Raw genomic sequence first — 16638 nt, forward strand, 5'->3', positions numbered from 1 at the left:
CTGTACGTTCCGCGGTTAACCGAAGAATTTCTTGCCGCTGGCGGCCATTTCACGCAACTTCTCAGTCGGGTGATACATGGGGCCGAACTCGGCGTATTTGTCAGCAATGGCCACGAACTCGGCCACCCCAATGGTATCGATGTAGCGCAGCGCGCCGCCCCGGAAGGGAGGGAAACCGATACCGTAGATCAGACCCATGTCGGCGTCCGCGGCGGATTCGACGATGCCGTCTTCCAGGCAGCGTACGGTTTCCAGGCACAGCGGTACCATCATGATCTCGATGATTTCCTCATCGGTCAGCTCGCGCTGCTCCTGCACGATCGGCTTGAGCAGGTCGTAGGCCTCGGCATCGACGACCTTCTTCGGCTTGCCCTTCTTGTCCATCTCGTAGGCATAGAAGCCCTTGCCGGTCTTCTGGCCCAGGCGGTTGGCTTCGTACATGACGTCGACCGCGGTCTTGGTCTTGTCGGCCATGCGATCCGGGTAACCTTCGGCCATCACATCACGGCCGTGGTGACCGGTGTCCATGCCCACTACGTCCATCAGGTAGGCCGGGCCCATGGGCCAGCCGAACTTTTCCATGACCTTGTCGACGCGCTGGAAGTCCGCACCCATGCCGATCAGCCGCGCGAAGCCGCCGAAGTACGGGAACAGCACGCGGTTGACCAGGAAGCCCGGGCAGTCGTTGACCACGATCGGCGTCTTGCCCATCTTCTTGGCATAGGCCACGGTGGTGGCGACGGCCTTCTCGCTGGACTTCTCGCCACGGATCACTTCCACCAGCGGCATCATGTGTACCGGGTTGAAGAAGTGCATGCCGACGAAGTTTTCCGGACGCTTGAGCGCCTGGGCCAGATAGGTGATGGAGATGGTGGAGGTGTTGGACGCAATGATCGCATCTTCCTTCACATACTGCTCCACTTCGGCCAGCACCGCGTGCTTGACCTTGGGGTTCTCGACCACGGCTTCGACCACGATGTCGACATTGCCGAAGTCGCCGTAGGACATGGTCGGGCGAATGGCATTCAGCGCCTTGGCCATGTCGGCCGGCTTCATGCGGCCCTTCTCGACACGCTTGCCGAGCAGCTTGGAAGCTTCATCCAGACCCAGCTGAATGCCTTCCTCACGGATATCCTTCATCAGGATGGGCGTGCCCTTGTAGGCGGACTGATAGGCGATACCGCCGCCCATGATGCCGGCACCCAGCACGGCTGCGAGCTTGACGTCGCCCGCCTGCTTGTCATATTTCTTCGCCTTGGACTTCAGCGCCTGATCATTCAGGAACAGACCGACCAGGGAAGCGGCAACGTTGGTCTTGGCCAGCTTCGCGAAACCGGCGGCCTCGATCTCCAGCGCCTTTTCACGGCCATGGTTGGCGGCTTTCTGGATGGTCTTGATGGCCTCCAGCGGGGCCGGATAGTTGGGGCCGGCCTGGCCTGCAACAAAGCCCTTGGTGGTTTCGAACGCCATCATCTGCTCGATGGTGTTGAGCTTGAGCTTCTCCAGCTTGGGCTGACGCTTGGCGCGGAAATCCAGCTCACCGGCAATGGCGCGGCGCACCAGGTCCAGGGCGGCATCACGCAGCTTGTCGTCGGCGACCACGGCATCAACGGCACCTGCTTTCAGGGCCGCTTCGGCGCGCTGGTCGGCACCGCCAGCAATCCACTCGACGGCGTTGTCCACGCCGATCAGGCGCGGCAGGCGCACGGTACCGCCGAAACCGGGGTAGATGCCCAGCTTGGTTTCCGGCAGGCCGATCTTGGTGCTCTGGGCCATGACACGGAAGTCACAGGCCAGACACATTTCCAGACCGCCGCCCAGCGCCAGACCGTTAATGGCGGCCACGGTGGGAACGTTCAGATCTTCGAAGGCGTTGAAAATGCGGTTGGTTTCCAGGCTGCCAGCGACCAGTTCCTCTTCGGGCAGCTGGAACGCCTGAACAAATTCGGTGATGTCGGCGCCGACGATGAAAACGTCCTTGCCACTGGTGACGATGACACCCTTGACGCTGTTGTCGGACTGGATCTTCTCGACAGCCGCCTTGAACTCGGCGAGGGTCGCCTGATTGAACTTGTTGACCGACTCGCCCTGCAGATCAAACCGCAGCTCGGCGATGCCGTCCTCAAGGATTTTAACCGTGATGGCTTTACCTTCGTAAATCATCAACTGATCTCCACGCTGTGAAAGCACATGAGAAACACTGCCCGGCCTGACCGGGCGGTGTCATGATTATTCCCGATAACATTGGAAAGCTGCCTGCGAGGCAAAATTCATACGCTCGTTTGATTCGGGTACGCACACCTTTATGGAAAACCGTCCCCTTGTCAATGTGCCACGGAAAGATGACGGCAAAAATTACCGTCCAGAGCAGGTCAAACAGGACTTTTCAGTGGCTGCAGGGCGGCTACCAGTTCATCAAGGATGGCTGGGTCATCCGGTTCTCGCCAGTAAATCACCACCGACAGGCTCTGGCGGTCGATGCCACGTACCTGCTCGGGCAACCGTGCCAGTACTTCCCGGCAGTGGGGCGTGTCGGCTGAACCATTGAGCCACTGCCACCCCTGGTCGGAACGACGGCAGCTGAATTCGGCGTCCAGCCGGCAGCGCTCAAGGGGCATGCGGTAGGCAATGCAACCGGTCAGCTGGTTCACCCGCTGGGATTCGCGCAGCCATTCAACTGCCAGCCCGTTGGCCCGGGCCCGCTCGCGCAGTCGATGAAGCCTGTATTCCCTGCCCCGCGGCATCAGCTTGAACAGGCTGGAAATCAGTATTGCCGCTACCAGCCCGACTATCACCCAGGTCGCCATGGTGTTGCTCCATCAAGATAAACGCTGTTTGGTCGGCCACCCGCCCGAGGGAGTAGACCTGCCGTTAAAGACTGCTAAGATCAGCAGGGAGTGTCCAAGGAGAGAACCCACATGCTCTATTCACATGTGCTGGTAGCCGTAGACCTGATCGACGAGTGTCGCGCTGTCGCGGATCATGCCCAGCAACTGGCCAAGGCACTGGATGCCAGGCTGACCATCCTGCATGTCGTCGAACCGCTGGCCATGGCCTACGGCGGAGATGTTCCGATGGACCTGTCCATGCTGCAACAGCAACAGTTCGAACAGGCCCGGGAGCGCATGCAACTGTTCGCCGGCGATTACGGCCTGCCGGAGGACCAGTTGCAGATCGCCTTCGGCCATCCCCGCCAGGAGATACATCGGGTTGCCACCGAATGCGGCTGCGATCTGATCGTTGTCGGCAGTCATGACCGCCATGGCCTGGCTCTCCTGCTCGGCTCCACCGCCAATGACGTGCTGCACGGTGCTCCCTGCGATGTGATCGCCGTCCGCCTGCATAAGGGGCAGTAAGCCCCCCCTTCTCACCCCGAGCGGGCCCGGGCCGTTTCAACAGCCAGGCTCAGCCCGCCATCTCCTCCAGCTCTGCCCAGCGCTCGATGGCCCGGTCCAGCTCCGCCTGCTTGCCTTCCAGCGCAGCCAGCACCGGCGCCGTCTGCTCATGGGGCAGCTGGTAGAACTCCGGATCGCTCACCTGCTGCTGCAGCGACTCCAGCTCGGCCTCCAGCTGCTCCAGCAAGGCCGGCAACGCCTCGAGCTCGCGCTGCAGCTTGTAGCTGAGCTTCGGTTTGGGCTGGGCCGCAGCAGGCTTCGGCGCGTCGGCCGCCAGTTGGGGCTCGGGCGCAGCGCTGGCCTCGTCCTCCACGCCCCACTCGGCCAGCATCTCGACCCGACCACCCTGGCGCAGCCAGTCGGCATAACCACCAACGTATTCGCGGACGTTGCCCTTCCCTTCAAACACCAGACTGCTGGTCACCACGTTGTCGAGGAAGGCTCGGTCGTGACTGACCAGCAATACCGTGCCGTCGAACCCAGCCAGCACATCCTCCAGCAATTCGAGGGTTTCCACGTCCAGATCGTTGGTGGGCTCGTCCAGCACCAGCACGTTGGCCGGCTTGCTGAACAGGCGGGCCAGCAGCAGACGGGCCCGCTCGCCACCGGAGAGCGCCTTGACCGGCGTGCGGGTGCGCTCCGGTGCAAACAGGAAGTCGCCCAGGTAGCTGATGACATGCCGCTGCTTGCCGTTGATCTCGATGAAGTCGCGCCCCTCGGAGATGTTGTCGATCACGGTCTTTTCCAGGTCCAGCTGATCACGCAGCTGGTCGAAATAGGCGACTTCCAGTTTGGTGCCGTGCTTGACCGTGCCGCTGCTCGGCTGCAGCTGGCCGAGCATCAGCTTGAGCAGGGTACTCTTGCCCGAGCCGTTATTGCCGATCAGGCCGATCCGGTCGCCCCGCAGCACATGGGTGGTCAGATCGCGTATCAGCGGCGGCTGATCCGGCCAGGCAAAGGTCACCTGCTCCAGCTCGATGACGCGCTTGCCCGATGACTCGGCCGTCTCCAGCTGGAAGCTGGCCTTGCCCTGACGTTCGATACGCTGGGCGCGCTCCTCACGCATCGCCTTGAGCGCGCGAACCCGCCCCTCGTTACGGGTGCGCCGGGCCTTGATGCCCTGGCGGATCCAGACCTCTTCCTGGGCCAGCTTCTTGTCGAACAGTGCATTGGCAGTAGCTTCGGCTTCCAGCTGCTGCTCCTTGTGCTCGAGAAAACTGCGGTAATCGCCTTGCCAGTCGATCAGCCGGCCGCGATCAAGCTCCATGATGCGGGTAGCCAGCGCCTGCAGAAACTGCCGGTCGTGGGTAATGAACAGCACGGCGCCGCGGAAGTCGAGCAACACGCTTTCCAGCCAGGCAATGGTGTGAATGTCCAGGTGGTTGGTCGGCTCATCAAGCAACAGCACATCCGGCTCGGCGACCAGCGCCTGGGCCAGCAGCACACGCCGGCGCCAGCCGCCGGACAGTTCGGACATGCTCTTGTCCGCCGGCAGGCCCAGGCGGGTCAGCGTCGTTTCGACCAATTGGTTCAGGCGCCAGCCATCCTTGGATTCCAGCTGGTGCTGCACCTTCTCCAGACGGGCAAGCTCGGCCTCGCCCATGTCCCCGCTGATCAGCGCATGGTATTCGGCCAGCAGCTCACCGACCCCAGCCAGCCCGGCAGCAACCACGTCATACACCTTGGAGGCATCCGCCTCGGGCAGCTCCTGGGGCAACTGGCCGATCTTCAGACCGGGAGCAAACCACAACTCGCCCTCGTCCGCTGCCTGCTCGCCAGTCACCACCCGCATCAGGCTGGACTTGCCCGCGCCGTTTCGCCCGATCAGGCATACACGCTCGCCACGATCCAGCTGGAAACTGACCTTTTCCAGCAGGGGGTTCAAGCCGTAAGCCAGGGAGACATCGGTAAAGGAAAGCAGAGCCATATCACACCTTTCATCAATTCAGGGCCGCATTCTACCTGTAGCCGTGACGGGCTGCATGTTAATCGTCCGGTGCGGCTTTGACGGTTGTCCGCAAACCGCTAAGCTGTAATCAGCGCTTCATCAATACACCCGTGGAAACAACACCTTACGCCCGTTCGGGCAGGATGATCATGCCGCTGCCACTGACTCGATACCTGACCGGCCTCGCCGGCCTGTTGTGCGCTGTACTGCTGTCTGTCAGTCAGCCAGCGCATGCCGACCGTCTCACCGAGCAACGCCGCCAGTATGACCAGGCGCAGTCGGCGCTTGCCCGCGGTGACCATGCGCGCTTCGAAGCACTGAAAGTACAGCTGCGGGACTATCCTCTCTATCCCTATCTGCTGCTGGAGTCCCTGCGCCAGCGGATAGACCACGCGCCCCACAGGGAAATCGAACAGTTTCTGAGCACCCACGGCGACCTGCCTGCAGCTCGTAGCATCAAGAACAGCTGGTTCAAGCGCCTGCTGAAGGAACAGGACTGGGCGCGGCTGCGCAAGCATGCTGATCCGGCAAGCCTCACTGCCGAGATCGAGTGTCCGCTGGTGATGCAGACGTGGCGCGAAGGCAAGGTGCAGCAGGCGATGGAGCGGGCCCGCGAGCTATGGACCGTCGGCCAGTCCCAACCCAACGACTGCGATCCGCTGTTCGAACGCTGGCGCGCCGCAGGCGGGCTCACCGAAGAGGTTGCCTGGGAGCGGATCCGCTTGGCGCTGCTGTACCGCCAGGATGCGCTGGCCAGATATCTGACCCGCTATATGCCGAGCCAGACGGCATTGGCCGAGCGATTTGTCGCCACCGCAACCGACCCGCGACGCCTGAGTCAGACCAGTCAGTACCGCGTGACCGCAAGCCAGCCGCAGGACAAGCTGACTGATATGGTCACCGTCGCCCTGCGCCGTCTGGGACGGGATGATGCCGATGCCGCGCTTGAACTCTGGCCCCTGTACCAGCACCTGCCCTTCACCGAGGAACAGCGCCTGGCACTGACCAGAGACATCGGCGTGCGGCTTGCCCGCCGCCATCAGCTGGAGGCGCTGGCCTTCATGGCCACCAACGACCCGCAGATGCAGGACGACACCGTAACCGAATGGCGCGGCCGCCTGGCGCTACGCACCGGGCAGTGGAACAATCTGCTGGAGCTGACCCGCAACATGCCCGACCACCTGCGCGAGCAGAGCCGCTGGCGTTACTGGGAGCTGCGGGCCAGCCAGCTGGCGGACGCCGCTATCGGCGAGCTGGAGACTGAATATGCCCTGCTTGCCAATGAACGCGACTTCTATGGCTTCCTCGCTGCCGAGCGCAGTCGCCGCCCCTATGCCATCAATCACCAGCCGGCGGCCGTTGACGCCCGCGCAGCCGCACGGGTCAGCAACACCGACGGCATCATTCGCGCAAGGGAATTCTACGCCCGCGGCGAGTATCTGGATGCTCGACGGGAGTGGTACCACGCCGAGCGGCTGTTCAGCCGCGAAGAGCTGATCGCCCAGGCCGCACTGGCCCGGCAGATGGACTGGTACTTCCCGGCGATCCGGGGCATCAGCAAGGCCCAGCACTGGGATGATCTGGATATCCGCTTCCCGCTGGCCTACCGCGAACCCATTACCCGCCAGGCCAACCTGCGCCAGCTGAACTCCACCTGGGTGTATGCCATTACCCGGCAGGAAAGCGGCTTCATGGTCGACGCCCGCTCCCACGCCGGCGCCCTGGGCCTGATGCAGCTGATGCCGGCCACCGCCCGGGAAACCGCAAGGCGCTACAGCATCCCGCTGGCCAACACCGGCCCCGCGGTGCTGGAGCCGGAACGTAACATAGCACTGGGTACGGCCTATCTGTCACAGCTGTACGGGCAGTTCCAGGGCAACCGCGTGCTTGCCTCCGCCGCCTACAACGCCGGGCCCGGGCGCGTACGCCAATGGACCCGTGACATCCCCGCCCTGCCCTCGGACATCTGGATCGAAACCATTCCCTTTGACGAGACGCGCACTTACGTGCAGAGCGTCCTGACCTATGGGGTGATCTATGGGGAAAAGCTGGGAATCAGGCAGGCAGTGATGGAACCGCATGAGCGGTATATCGAATAGCTCCCGCCCGGGCACAGGGGCTGCTGCGCAGCCCGGTCGCCCCGGACCGGGGCTCCGGCAGAGGAGGCGGCGGGAGCGGCCCGGGATGAGCCAGGCGCTCGCAACCGTCAGTAATAGGCATTTTCCGTGATGGAGTGGTCGGTCACGTCGCGCACCCCGGTCACTTCCGGAATCCGTGCGATCAGGGTCTTCTCGACACCCTCTTTCAAGGTGACGTCAGCCATGCCGCAACCCTGACAACCACCACCGAACTGCAGCACGGCGATACCGCCGTCTACCACATCGATCAACTTGATCTCACCGCCATGACTGGCCAGACTCGGGTTGATCTCGGTCTGCAACAGGTAGTTGATGCGATCGTTCAGCGGACTGTCATCATTGACCATCGGTACCTTGGCGTTCGGCGCCTTGATGGTCAACTGCCCCCCCATGCGGTCGGTGGCATAGTCCACCACAGCGTCTTCCAGGAACTGTTCACTGGTGGAATCGATCCACACCGGGAAATGCGCCAGGGAGAGTACCGTATCTTCAGCCTTCTCTTCACCGGGACGGCAATAGGCGATGCAGGTCTCTGCGTAGGGCGTGCCGGGCTGGGTGATGAATACCCGGATGCCGACGCCTTCCACGTCCTGCTTGGATAACAACTCCGCCAGATAGGTCTGGGCAGCCTCGGTGAAATGAATACCTGCCATGAAATGCCTCTTGGTCGATGACGTAATGCGGCTATTGTACGGGAAGAGCCATCCCGAATAAAGACCCACCAAATCACTTGGTTATTAACATCCGCTGCGCACGATAGAGCTCTCGTAATCAGTTTCGTGCATGGTCGTGCTGGGGTGCAGGGTTGTGCCGACACGCTGCAAGTACATCCATGTAAGCTCGCGGCTGTCATCCATGACAACCGACGGTCGGCACAACCCTGCACCCCACCCCGCCAACCGACGCCTGGGCTGCCGGAAGAAAACCCTCAGCAACTCGGAGTGTCTGCCGCTGCGCTGGGACGCCCCTGATACGACCGTTTGATGTCAGGGATGACATCAACGAGCCTACAGGGACGTATTCACGGCGTGTTGTAGCAGGGGCGTACCAACGCAGAGGCCTGCACAAACCCAGCAATTATGGCGTTGCTCTCCGGTTCCAAACGGCAGCCTGCCCGATATCTGCTTGAATCAAATCAATGGCATCTTGAGTTCCATTCATATCAAGCCCAGGTGTGCGTTCTGGTAAGCTACACCGTTTACCCCTTGTTGATTCCGGAGTCCCCATGTCTGACCTGACCACCCGCCTGAACCGTCTGAATGAGGCCCTGCGTGAGCGCATTCTGATCCTGGACGGGGGCATGGGCACCATGATCCAGAGTTTCAGACTGGAAGAAGCGGACTTCCGCGGCGAGCGCTTCGCCGACTGGCACCGCGACCTGAAGGGCAACAACGACCTGCTGATCCTGTCCCGTCCGGACGTGATCGCCGACATCGAGCGCGCCTACCTGGACGCCGGCTCCGACATCATCGAGACCAACACCTTCAACTCCACCCGGGTCTCCCAGGCCGACTACGGCATGGAAGAACTCGCCTACGAGCTGAACTACGAAGGTGCCCGCATAGCCCGCCGGGTATGTGACGAAAAGACCCTGGAAACGCCAGACAAGCCGCGTTTCGTCGCCGGCGTACTCGGACCGACCAGCCGCACCTGCTCCCTGTCCCCGGATGTGAACAATCCGGGCTATCGCAACATCACCTTCGACGCACTGGTGGAAAACTACAGCGAAGCCACCCGTGGCCTGATCGAAGGCGGCGCAGACCTGATCATGGTCGAGACCATCTTCGATACCCTCAACGCCAAGGCCGCGATCTTCGCCATCCAGGGTGTATTCGAGGAGCTGGGCGTCGAGCTGCCGATCATGATCTCCGGCACCATTACCGATGCCTCCGGCCGCACCCTGTCAGGCCAGACCACCGAAGCCTTCTGGAACTCGGTGCGCCACGCCAACCCGATCTCCGTGGGCCTGAACTGCGCACTGGGCGCCAAGGAGCTGCGTCCCTATCTCCAGGAGCTGTCAGCCAAGGCCGACACCCACGTGTCCGCCCACCCCAACGCCGGTCTGCCCAACGCCTTCGGCGAGTACGACGAGACTCCGGAACAGACGGCCGCGCTGGTAGCCGAGTTTGCCCGGTCCGGCTTCGTGAACATTGTCGGCGGCTGTTGCGGCACGACCCCGGAACACATCCGTTGCATCGCCGAAGCGGTAAAGGATATCGCCCCCAGGCAGATTCCCGAGATTCCGAAAGCCTGTCGCCTGTCCGGCCTGGAGCCGTTCACCATCGACCGCGACTCGCTGTTCGTCAACGTCGGCGAGCGCACCAACATCACCGGTTCGGCGAAGTTTGCCCGCCTGATCCGCGAGGAGAACTACACCGAGGCCCTGGAAGTGGCCCTGCAGCAGGTGGAAGCCGGCGCCCAGGTGATCGACATCAACATGGACGAGGGCATGCTGGACTCGAAGAAGGCCATGGTGACCTTCCTCAATCTGATTGCCGGCGAACCGGATATTTCCCGCGTGCCGATCATGCTCGACTCGTCCAAATGGGACATCATCGAAGCCGGCCTCAAATGCATCCAGGGCAAGGGTATCGTCAACTCCATCTCCATGAAGGAAGGAGTCGAGGAGTTCAAGAAGCACGCCCGGCTGTGCAAGCGCTATGGTGCCGCCGTGGTGGTCATGGCCTTTGACGAAACAGGCCAGGCCGACACCGCCGCGCGCAAGAAGGAGATCTGCAAACGCTCCTACGACATTCTGGTCAACGAAGTCGGCTTTCCGCCGGAAGACATCATCTTCGATCCGAATATCTTTGCCGTGGCCACCGGCATTGAGGAGCACAACAATTATGCCGTCGACTTTATCGAGGCCTGTGCCTATATCCGCGACGAACTGCCCTATGCGCTGACCTCGGGTGGCGTGTCGAACGTGTCCTTCTCCTTCCGTGGCAACAACCCGGTGCGCGAGGCCATACACTCGGTATTTCTCTATCACGCGATCAAGGCCGGGTTGAAGATGGGCATCGTCAACGCCGGCCAGCTGGAGATCTATGACGAGATCCCGGCGCAGCTGCGTAACAAGGTCGAGGATGTGATTCTGAACCGTCATCCCGGCGCTACCGAAGCCCTGCTGGCGATTGCCGAGGAGTACCGCGGCGACGGTGCGGCAAAAGAGGTAGAGAACGAGGAGTGGCGCAGCCTGCCGGTCGAGAAGCGACTGGAGCATGCGCTGGTCAAGGGCATCACCGCCTTTATCGTCGAGGACACGGAAGAAGCCCGCCAGCAGGCCACCCGGCCGATCGAAGTCATCGAAGGCCCGCTGATGGCCGGCATGAACGTGGTGGGCGATCTGTTCGGCTCCGGCAAGATGTTCCTGCCCCAGGTGGTGAAATCCGCCCGGGTAATGAAGCAGGCGGTGGCCCACCTGATTCCCTTCATCGAAGCGGAAAAGGGTGATCAGCCCGAGGCCAAGGGCAAGATCCTGATGGCCACGGTCAAGGGCGACGTGCATGATATCGGCAAGAACATCGTCGCCGTGGTGCTGGGCTGTAACGGTTACGACATTGTCGACCTGGGCGTAATGGTACCTGCCGACAAGATCCTCAAGACCGCCATCGAGGAAAAGTGCGACATCATCGGCCTGTCCGGCCTGATCACGCCATCGCTGGACGAGATGGTGCACGTCGCCCGGGAAATGCAGCGTCAGGACTTCCATCTGCCGCTGATGATCGGCGGCGCCACTACCTCCAAGGCGCACACCGCGGTAAAGATCGACCCGCATTACACCAACGACGCTGTCGTGTATGTCACCGATGCTTCCCGTGCGGTGGGGGTGGCCACCACGCTGCTGTCAAAGGAGATGAAACCCGAATACACCAGCAAGATCCGCGAGGAATACGCCACCATCCGCGAGCGCACCGCCAGCCGCGCCAAGCGCACCGAGCGGTTGAGCTACCAGCAGGCTCTGGCGGCCGCCCCGCAGTTCGACTGGCAGCAGTACACGCCGGTGAAGCCGAGCTTCCTCGGCAGCAAGGTGCTGGAAGACATCGACCTCAACATTCTGGAACAGTACATCGACTGGACGCCGTTCTTCATCTCCTGGAACCTGGTCGGCAAGTACCCGCGCATCTTCGACGATGAAGTGGTCGGCGAAGCCGCCCGCTCGCTGTTCGACGATGCCCAGGCGATCCTGCGCAAGCTGATCGACGAGAAGCTGATCCGCGCCAGGGCCGTCTTCGGTTTCTGGCCGGCCAACCAGGTCGATCATGACGACATCCAGCTGTACAACGAGCACGGCAAGCCACTCAGGCGCCTGCATCACCTGCGGCAGCAGACCGTCAAGACAGACGGCAAGCCGAACTTCTCCCTGGCCGATTTCGTCGCGCCGGTGGACAGCGGGCTGACCGACTATGTCGGTGGCTTCATCACCACCGCCGGCATCGGTGCCGAGGAGGTGGCCAAGGCCTATCAGGAGGCCGGGGACGATTACAACTCGATCATGGTCAAGGCGCTGGCCGACCGTCTGGCCGAGGCCTGTGCCGAATGGCTGCATCAGCAGGTTCGCAAGGAATACTGGGGCTACGCGCCGGACGAGGAGCTGTCCAACGATGAGCTGATCCGCGAGCGCTACAAAGGGATCCGCCCTGCCCCCGGCTATCCGGCCTGCCCGGACCATACCGAGAAGGGTGCGCTGTTCGAGCTGCTTGACCCCGAAGGCACCAGTGGCGTCACCCTGACCGAGCACTACGCCATGTTCCCCACCGCAGCGGTCAGCGGCTGGTATTTCGCCCACCCCGAAGCACAGTACTTTGCGGTGGGCAAGGTCGACAGGGACCAGGTGGAGAGCTACAGCCAGCGCAAGGGCCAGGACATCGAAGTCAGTGAACGCTGGCTGATGCCGAACCTGGGCTACGACGTCTGAGCCGAAGACCAGACGAGTGACGCTGCTGCCGACCCGTGATCGATTCAGGACCATCCTCCTGCTGGGCCTGCCGATCATGGGCGGCATGCTCAGCCAGAGCCTGCTCAACCTGATCGATGCCGCCATGGTCGGCTCGCTCGGCCAGGCAGCACTCGCCGGCGTCGGCCTGGGCGGCTACGCCAACTTCATGGCCATTGCGCTGGTCCTCGGGCTCGGCGTCGGCGTTCAGGCGACCGTGGCCCGACGCCGGGGGGAAGGTCGAACCGCCGAGCTTGCCCACCCCCTCAACAATGGTCTGCTGATAGCGGCACTGATCGCCCTGCCGCTGTCGCTGCTGTGCTGGCTGAATGCCGAGCCCATCATTGCCCTGCTCACCGAAGACCCGGACGTCCGTGCCATCGGCGCCGATTACTTCCGCTGGCGGACCCTGGCCATCGTCGCCGTCGGCTTCAATTTCGCCTTTCGAGGCTACTGGAACGGCATTCGTCGTACCGGCATGTACCTGCAGATCCTGGTGGTCATGCATGTATTCAATGTGATCATCAGCTACGGATTGATCTTCGGCCGTTTCGGCCTGCCGGAGATGGGCGCCGAGGGCTCCGGACTGGGTACTACCCTGGCCATGTTCCTTGGCAGCATCATGTACTTCCTGCTCAGCTGGCGGCAGGGCCGGGAACAGGGCTTTCTGCGCAGCCGGCCCCGTCTGCACGACCTGCGCAGGTTGCTGCGCCTGTCCCTGCCCAACTCACTGCAGCAACTGTTCTTCGCCGCCGGCTTCACGGTGTTGATCTGGATCATCAGCCATATCGGTACGGCGGAGCTGGCCGTGGCGCACGTGCTGATCAATCTGGCGTTACTGCTGATCCTGCCCGGGGTGGGGCTGGGCATGGCCGCGACGACCCTGGTCAGTCACAGCCTGGGCGAAGGCAAACCGGATGAGGCCTACCGCTGGGGCTGGGATGTGGTCAAGGTAGCGGCGCTGCTGTTGTTCCTGCTCGGCCTGCCGTTCTGGCTGGCGCCGCAGCCGGTACTCCAGCTCTTTACCCAGGACTCGCAGTTGCTTGCCCTCGGCAGCTGGCCGCTGCGCATCACCGGGCTCGGCATGACCCTGGACGCAACCGCTCTGGTGCTGACCCAGGCGCTGCTCGGCGCCGGTGCCAGTCGCACGGTGATGGGGGTCAACCTGGGCAGCCAGTGGCTGTTGTTTCTGCCCTGCGCCTACCTGCTCGGCCCGGTGCTCGGCGGCGGGCTGCTGACAGTCTGGCTGTTGCAGAGTCTGTACCGCACCCTCGCATCGGCTATCTTTGCCATACTCTGGAAGCGCAAGCGCTGGACCGGAATTCGCTTCTGACGACCACCACGAGGAGCCGCGATGAGCGACAACAACAATAACGACGACCGCACCCACGACAGCCGCCCTGCCCAGCCCCAGCTTCCCTCCCGCCGAGGACTGGGCTTTCGCCAGATGATCGGCACCATCCTGTTCGGCGCTCTGGGCGTTCAGAGCAACAAGGCCAGAGAGCGTGACTTCGGCGAGGGCAAGGCAAGCGACTTCATCTTCTTCGGCGTCGGCTTCATGCTGGTATTCACGCTGGTCATTATCGGCGTGGTGAAGCTGGTACTGCATTTCGCAGGGCGTTAGAATGCCCAGTCACCGGGGTCGAAAGCGCACCCCGGGCGGCAGACAGAAGGAATGCAGTGGAGAAGTACGGACGCTGCGGCGTGCTAGTGCTGGCTGACCCAGACCACCGCCGCGATCACTGCGATAAGTATCAGGGCGACGGCGGCGAAGGCATCCAGACCGCTGTTATGGTCACCGCCTCTATGGGTTTCATGATCCTGCATGGTGCGATTCCTCTTTTTATTTGAATTGGAATGATCGGCACCTACAGTCAAGACCAGTCCCGCAGAATGCGCAAATTCGATCAGTGACATCTGATTGAGGCATAAGCATATACATAAACATTCCTTTTAAGCATATAGAAAAGCTGATATTGTCTGCCCGCCTCCGGAGCCAGCCGGGTTGAACTACCGTTAGCCACGGGCTCAAGCCCATCCAACAGGTTGCAGAATGTATATTTACGACGAGTATGACCAACGTATCGTAGAGGACCGCGCCAGACAGTTCCGCGATCAGGTACGCCGCTATCTCGCCGGCGAGCTTTCCGAAACCGAATTCCTGCCGCTGCGCCTGCAGAACGGCCTGTACGTCCAGCGCTACGCCCCCATGCTGCGCATCGCCGTCCCCTATGGCGTGCTGTCGTCCGAGCGGCTGCGCAAGCTGGCCTACATCACCCGTCGCTACGACAAGGGCTACGCGCACATCACCACGCGCCAGAATATCCAGCTGAACTGGCCGAACCTGGAAGACGTGCCCGACATTCTGGAAGAGCTGGCCAAGGTCCAGATGCACGCCATCCAGACCAGCGGCAACTGTATCCGCAATACCACGACGGACCAGTTCGCCGGTGTCGCGGCTGACGAGATCATCGATCCGCGCCCCTGGTGCGAGATCGTCCGTCAATGGTCCACGTTCCATCCGGAATTCGCCTACCTGCCGCGCAAGTTCAAGATTGCCATCAACGGCGCGAAGGAAGACCGTGCCGCCATCGGCGTGCATGATATCGGCCTCAATGCGGTGCGCAACGACGCCGGCGAGCTGGGCTTTCAGGTCCTGGTGGGCGGCGGCCTGGGCCGTACCCCCATGGTCGGTGCGGAAATCCGTTCATTCCTGCCCTGGAAGGACCTGCTCACCTACCTGGAGGCCATCCTGCGTGTGTACAACCGCTATGGCCGCCGCGACAACAAGTTCAAGGCGCGGATCAAGATCCTGGTCAAGGCCCTGAGCCCCGAAGTGTTCGCCGAGAAGGTGGAAGCCGAATGGGAAAACTTCCGCGACACAGGCGTCACCCTGACCGAGGAAGAGCTGCAGCGCGTGAGCAAGTACTTCGTCAGCCCCGAGCTGGTCAGCTACGAGGGCGATGACGCCGGCTATCTGGACAAGCGCGGCAGTGACAAGGCGTTTGCCAACTGGGCCAGCCGCAACGTCCACCCGCACCGCGCACCCGGTTACGCTGCCGTGACCCTGTCGCTCAAGCCCAACGCCGTGGCGCCGGGTGACATCACCGCCGATCAGCTGGAAGCGGCCGCCGACCTGGCCGAACAGTACAGCCTGGGCGAGATTCGCTCCACCCACTATCAGAACCTGGTGTTGCCCTACGTTCAGCAGAAGGACCTGTTCGAGCTGTGGCACAAGTGCCGTGAGACAGGCTTTGCGACGCCGAACATCGGCCTGCTCACCGACATGATCTGCTGCCCGGGCGGCGACTTCTGCTCCCTGGCCAACGCCAAGTCGATTCCGATCGCCGATGCCATCCATCAGCAGTTCGACAACCTCGACTACCTGTATGACATCGGTGAACTGGAGCTGAACATTTCCGGCTGCATGAACGCCTGCGGTCACCACCACATCGGCCATATCGGCATTCTCGGTGTGGACAAGAAAGGCGAGGAGTTCTATCAGGTGTCCCTGGGCGGCAAATCCGGCCGCGACTCGGCCATCGGCAAGATCCTCGGCCCGTCCTTCGCCGCCGATCAGATGCCCATCGTCGTTCAGCGGCTGATCGATGTATATGTGGAAAACCGCACCCCGGAAGAGCGCTTCATCGACACCTACGAGCGCATCGGCATGGCCCCGTACAAGGAGCGAGTGTATGCGGCAGATAATTAAGGGCAACGAAGTGGTCCAGGACACCTGGGAGATCCTCCCCAAGGACGCCACCCTGGAACAGCTGACCAATACCGGCGACATCATCGTCCCCCTGGCCATGTGGCTGGAACACGCCCACGCCCTTAAGGCCCGCGAGGGCCGCCTGGGCGTGTGGCTCGATGCCGACGAGGAAGCCGAGGTCATCGCCGATGACCTTGAGCATTTCGAGGTCATCGCTCTCAACTTCCCGGTGTTCAGCGATGGGCGGAACTACTCCAATGCCCGTCTGCTGCGTGACCGTTACAAGTATCAGGGCGAGCTGCGCTCCATCGGTGACGTGCTGCGGGACCAGCTGTTCTTCATGCGCCGCTGCGGCTTCAACGCCTACGCGCTGCGTGAAGACCATGACCCGCATGCCGCCCTCGCGAGCCTGAACGATTTCTCCGAGGTCTATCAGGCGGCCACCGATCAGCCGCTGCCGCTGTTCAGGCGGCGCTGATCGGAACGAGAAACCGGACGCCAGGCGTCCG

General features: G+C 62.2%; 11 protein-coding genes. 7 read left to right on the top strand and 4 right to left on the bottom strand.

Annotated features, from left to right (window positions below; all coding sequences use genetic code 11):
• Positions 1-15: 15 nt before the first annotated feature.
• Both fadB and IEW63_RS05485 read right to left on the bottom strand, forming a co-directional pair.
• Positions 16-2163, bottom strand: a complete 2148-nt coding sequence (fadB, locus tag IEW63_RS05480) for a fatty acid oxidation complex subunit alpha FadB (RefSeq protein ID WP_188635613.1) — start codon at positions 2161-2163, stop codon at positions 16-18.
• 209 nt (positions 2164-2372) lie between these two features.
• Positions 2373-2807: a hypothetical protein gene (locus tag IEW63_RS05485; protein ID WP_188635614.1), complete on the bottom strand. Its 435-nt coding sequence runs from the start codon at positions 2805-2807 to the stop codon at positions 2373-2375.
• 111 nt (positions 2808-2918) lie between these two features.
• On the opposite strand from IEW63_RS05485, the gene IEW63_RS05490 reads away from it, so the two are divergent.
• Positions 2919-3356, top strand: coding sequence for a universal stress protein (locus IEW63_RS05490; RefSeq protein WP_188635615.1), 438 nt, complete (start codon positions 2919-2921; stop codon positions 3354-3356).
• A gap of 49 nt (positions 3357-3405) precedes the next feature.
• On the opposite strand, the gene IEW63_RS05495 is transcribed toward IEW63_RS05490, so the two are convergent.
• On the bottom strand, positions 3406-5322 hold the full coding sequence (locus tag IEW63_RS05495) for an ATP-binding cassette domain-containing protein (RefSeq protein ID WP_188635616.1): 1917 nt from the start codon (positions 5320-5322) through the stop codon (positions 3406-3408).
• Between the two features lie 170 nt (positions 5323-5492).
• Here IEW63_RS05495 and IEW63_RS05500 point away from each other — a divergent pair, with 170 nt between their 5' ends.
• Complete coding sequence (locus IEW63_RS05500) at positions 5493-7442, top strand: transglycosylase SLT domain-containing protein (protein ID WP_188635617.1); 1950 nt, start codon at positions 5493-5495, stop codon at positions 7440-7442.
• Between the two features lie 107 nt (positions 7443-7549).
• Here the strand turns inward: IEW63_RS05500 and nfuA are convergent, their stop codons facing one another.
• On the bottom strand, positions 7550-8134 hold the full coding sequence (nfuA, locus tag IEW63_RS05505) for a Fe-S biogenesis protein NfuA (protein WP_188635618.1): 585 nt from the start codon (positions 8132-8134) through the stop codon (positions 7550-7552).
• A gap of 572 nt (positions 8135-8706) precedes the next feature.
• Between nfuA and metH the strand changes: the two genes are divergently transcribed.
• The 5 genes from metH to IEW63_RS05530 all read left to right on the top strand — a co-directional run bounded on the left by metH (position 8707) and on the right by IEW63_RS05530 (position 16607).
• The gene (gene metH / locus IEW63_RS05510) at positions 8707-12399 is read left to right on the top strand and encodes a methionine synthase (protein ID WP_188635619.1); all 3693 of its coding nucleotides are present in this window, start codon (positions 8707-8709) and stop codon (positions 12397-12399) included.
• 16 nt (positions 12400-12415) lie between these two features.
• Positions 12416-13750 carry an MATE family efflux transporter gene (locus tag IEW63_RS05515; RefSeq protein WP_229710356.1) on the top strand — a complete coding sequence of 445 codons (1335 nt, stop codon included), beginning with the start codon at positions 12416-12418 and terminating at the stop codon, positions 13748-13750.
• Between the two features lie 21 nt (positions 13751-13771).
• Positions 13772-14041, top strand: a complete 270-nt coding sequence (locus IEW63_RS05520; protein WP_188635620.1) for a DUF2970 domain-containing protein — start codon at positions 13772-13774, stop codon at positions 14039-14041.
• Positions 14042-14470: 429 nt separating this feature from the next.
• On the top strand, positions 14471-16129 hold the full coding sequence (locus IEW63_RS05525) for a nitrite/sulfite reductase (protein ID WP_188635621.1): 1659 nt from the start codon (positions 14471-14473) through the stop codon (positions 16127-16129).
• Positions 16113-16607, top strand: coding sequence for a DUF934 domain-containing protein (locus IEW63_RS05530; RefSeq protein WP_188635622.1), 495 nt, complete (start codon positions 16113-16115; stop codon positions 16605-16607). The genes IEW63_RS05525 and IEW63_RS05530 overlap by 17 nt, the downstream gene beginning before the upstream one ends.
• Positions 16608-16638 lie beyond the last annotated feature (31 nt).

The sequence above is a fragment of the Halopseudomonas pertucinogena genome (assembly GCF_014646575.1).
In the GTDB taxonomy this organism is placed as follows: domain Bacteria; phylum Pseudomonadota; class Gammaproteobacteria; order Pseudomonadales; family Pseudomonadaceae; genus Halopseudomonas; species Halopseudomonas pertucinogena.

What these genes read in the sequence shown, in the direction of transcription:
- fadB (WP_188635613.1), bottom strand. Translation starts at nt 2,163, where the DNA reads ATGATTTACGAAGGTAAAGCCATCACGGTTAAAATCCTTGAGGACGGC.
- IEW63_RS05485 (WP_188635614.1), bottom strand. Translation starts at nt 2,807, where the DNA reads ATGGCGACCTGGGTGATAGTCGGGCTGGTAGCGGCAATACTGATTTCC.
- IEW63_RS05490 (WP_188635615.1), top strand. Translation starts at nt 2,919, where the DNA reads ATGCTCTATTCACATGTGCTGGTAGCCGTAGACCTGATCGACGAGTGT.
- IEW63_RS05495 (WP_188635616.1), bottom strand. Translation starts at nt 5,322, where the DNA reads ATGGCTCTGCTTTCCTTTACCGATGTCTCCCTGGCTTACGGCTTGAAC.
- IEW63_RS05500 (WP_188635617.1), top strand. Translation starts at nt 5,493, where the DNA reads ATGCCGCTGCCACTGACTCGATACCTGACCGGCCTCGCCGGCCTGTTG.
- nfuA (WP_188635618.1), bottom strand. Translation starts at nt 8,134, where the DNA reads ATGGCAGGTATTCATTTCACCGAGGCTGCCCAGACCTATCTGGCGGAG.
- metH (WP_188635619.1), top strand. Translation starts at nt 8,707, where the DNA reads ATGTCTGACCTGACCACCCGCCTGAACCGTCTGAATGAGGCCCTGCGT.
- IEW63_RS05520 (WP_188635620.1), top strand. Translation starts at nt 13,772, where the DNA reads ATGAGCGACAACAACAATAACGACGACCGCACCCACGACAGCCGCCCT.
- IEW63_RS05525 (WP_188635621.1), top strand. Translation starts at nt 14,471, where the DNA reads ATGTATATTTACGACGAGTATGACCAACGTATCGTAGAGGACCGCGCC.
- IEW63_RS05530 (WP_188635622.1), top strand. Translation starts at nt 16,113, where the DNA reads ATGCGGCAGATAATTAAGGGCAACGAAGTGGTCCAGGACACCTGGGAG.